This window comes from Bradyrhizobium sp. TM233, from assembly GCF_036247965.1.
Classification (GTDB): Bacteria; Pseudomonadota; Alphaproteobacteria; order Rhizobiales; family Xanthobacteraceae; genus Bradyrhizobium; species Bradyrhizobium ottawaense.
On the sequence record NZ_BTIG01000076.1, the window covers coordinates 1 to 2,279 of the forward strand.

Below are 2,279 nucleotides of genomic sequence, written 5' to 3' on the forward strand. Positions count from 1 at the left end.
ACCGAATTTCGGTAAAGTGGAATTTGTTCGCGCGCATGGATTGACAGAGGTCGACACAGGCGCGGTCCCGTAGCCCGGATGAGCGCAAGCGACATCCGGGACGGTCCAAAACGCCGGGCGAGCCGTCCCAGATGTCGCTGGCGCTCATCCGGGCTACGAGGGCACCGACGCATAAAAAAAAAGGGCGGCGCAAAGCACCGCCCTTTTCGTGCAACCATTCGGGCCGCCTTGAAACAGCCGTTCAGTAGCCCGGATCGTAATAGAAGGGACTGCCGCCGCCGTAATAGCCTTGACCGCCATAATAGCCCTGACCGCCATAATAGGGACGCGGAGCATAATAGCGGTTCTCGTAGTAGTCGCGGCGCCGCTGCTCTGCGATCACCCCGCCGATGATACCGGCCGCGGCGCCCATGAAGGCGAGGCCTGCGGCGTTCGACCCGCGCCGATAATAGTGGCGACGCCGGGCTGCGCTGAAATCGGTGACGTCGGAGGAGCCCTGTCCTGCCGTGACGGGCTTCGCGGACACCGCCCCGGGGGACGCCGCAGCCGAGGGCGATGCGGAGGTTGCGACCAATGCCAGGCTTGCGAACGCGGCCAGCGCCAGGTTGCGGCCGGCTGCGGAAATCATGGGTCTCACAGTCATTTTGACCTTCCTATAATCTTGCCGATGCTCTCGCCAAACGTAAGGATCTGCAAACCGGATTCAATGCGCAAACCGTCGAGATGGTTTCATGTTCGCGGCAATCTGCCACGCTTTGAACGATTGTAAACCGAACGACCAAATCGCAGCTTGAACCATCGAACCTGAGCGGATAATGAACAGCCGCGCCGTTTTTCGGTCGCCGTAAGCGTTTCACGTGAACCAACGCATCAACCGACGCCGTCGGGATCGATGCCATTTGCAGGGTTCAACGTGACTGACGCGCCTTTTTCCAAGAGAAATCAGATGATTGTGGTTCGCAAACTGCCGGCGCGCTATGCGCCGATCGTGATGCCGTTCGTGCTGTCCATCCTCATGACGGCCGTGGTGTCGGTCATTTCGACGCTTCGGAGCCTCGGCGCAACGCCGGCGTTCCTCGCGACCTGGCCGGGTGCCTGGGCGCTGTCCTGGCTGGTCGCCTTTCCGACGCTGCTGGTGGTGCTGCCGATGGTGCGGCGGATCGTGACGCTCCTCGTCGCAGCTCCGCCTCAACCGGGCCGATAGAACGCGCCCAAAGCGCGATGCGATTAGGANNTCGCCTTGTCGATCTCCTCGACATAGCGGCGGCGGGCAAAGGTCTCGGTGAGGAAGCCGACCACCTTGCGGCTGTCGGTGGAATCGACCACCGCCAGCATCTCGGCTTCGGCCTCGTCGAACACCGCCATCGCCGACTTCACGTTCATTTCCGGGATCAGCACGATGTCGATCAGGCGAGCGAGCTCGATCACCTGGATGTCGTCGGCGATGGTGTCGAGATCGCTGGAGAACAAATCGGGCAGCATGACGAGACCGACATATTCGTCGGAATTGTTGACGATGACGATACCGGGCCGCGATCCCAGCACGAACTCGCGGCGGACGGCGGCGATCGTCGTGGTCGAGGGCACTTTGCCGACGTCGGAGCGCATCAGCCGCTCGACGGTGAGATTGCGCAGCCAACCGACGTCGTTGGCGCTGCGGATGGTCTCGCCGCGCAGATGCAGGCGCCAGGTCGAGAAGGAATGGCCGAACATGAAGCGGACGCAGATCGAGGTGACGATGCAGCCGGCCAGCACCACGGCGGTGACGTCGACGTTGCGGGTCATCTCGAGCACCAGGAACGACATGGTCAGGGGGCCGCCGACGATGGCGACACCGAGCGTCGCCATGCCCGTCAGCATCGCCACCAGCGGATCGATCGCGAAGCTCGGGCTGATCAGGAGCAGCACCGCGGCGAAGAACTTTCCGATCAGGCTGCCGACGAACAGCGAGGCGAAGAACAGACCGCCGCGGAAGCCGGAGGCGAGCGAGATCAGGCAGGCCGTCACCTTGAGGGCGATGATCAGCGCGATCAGGCCGATCGTCATGTCGTGAAAGAGATCGAGCACCATGGCGCCATGGCCGGCCGCCAGCACCTGCGGCGTCACGATGGCAAAGCCGCCGACGATGAGCCCGCCGATCACCGGGCGGAGCCAGATCGGCAGCCAGGCGAACAGGCGCTCGAACATCGGCGAGGAGCGCATCACGGCGATGCCGACGCCGCTGGTGATGAGCGCAAGCCCGATCAGGGCCAGATATTGCTCGACGCCGACGGCGCTGA

Annotated in this window: 3 protein-coding genes; 1 reads left to right on the forward strand and 2 read right to left on the reverse strand. The window is 63.2% G+C overall.

The genetic code is table 11. The features are described from left to right. Positions 1–241: 241 nt before the first annotated feature. The gene (locus AABA86_RS33550) at positions 242–643 is read right to left on the reverse strand and encodes a hypothetical protein (RefSeq protein WP_212250324.1); all 402 of its coding nucleotides are present in this window, start codon (positions 641–643) and stop codon (positions 242–244) included. Between the two features lie 303 nt (positions 644–946). Here AABA86_RS33550 and AABA86_RS33555 point away from each other — a divergent pair, with 303 nt between their 5' ends. Continuing rightward, positions 947–1,204, forward strand: a complete 258-nt coding sequence (locus AABA86_RS33555) for a DUF2798 domain-containing protein (protein WP_026202400.1) — start codon at positions 947–949, stop codon at positions 1,202–1,204. A 23-nt stretch (positions 1,205–1,227) separates the two neighbouring features. Here the strand turns inward: AABA86_RS33555 and AABA86_RS33560 are convergent. Continuing rightward, positions 1,228–2,279 (reverse strand): chloride channel protein (locus AABA86_RS33560; protein WP_338309788.1); only part of this gene is annotated, 1,052 nt, incomplete at its 5' end.

Excerpts from the sequence above, each read along its gene's own strand:
- AABA86_RS33550 (WP_212250324.1), bottom strand. The coding sequence starts at position 643 with ATGACTGTGAGACCCATGATTTCCGCAGCCGGCCGCAACCTGGCGCTG.
- AABA86_RS33555 (WP_026202400.1), top strand. The coding sequence starts at position 947 with ATGATTGTGGTTCGCAAACTGCCGGCGCGCTATGCGCCGATCGTGATG.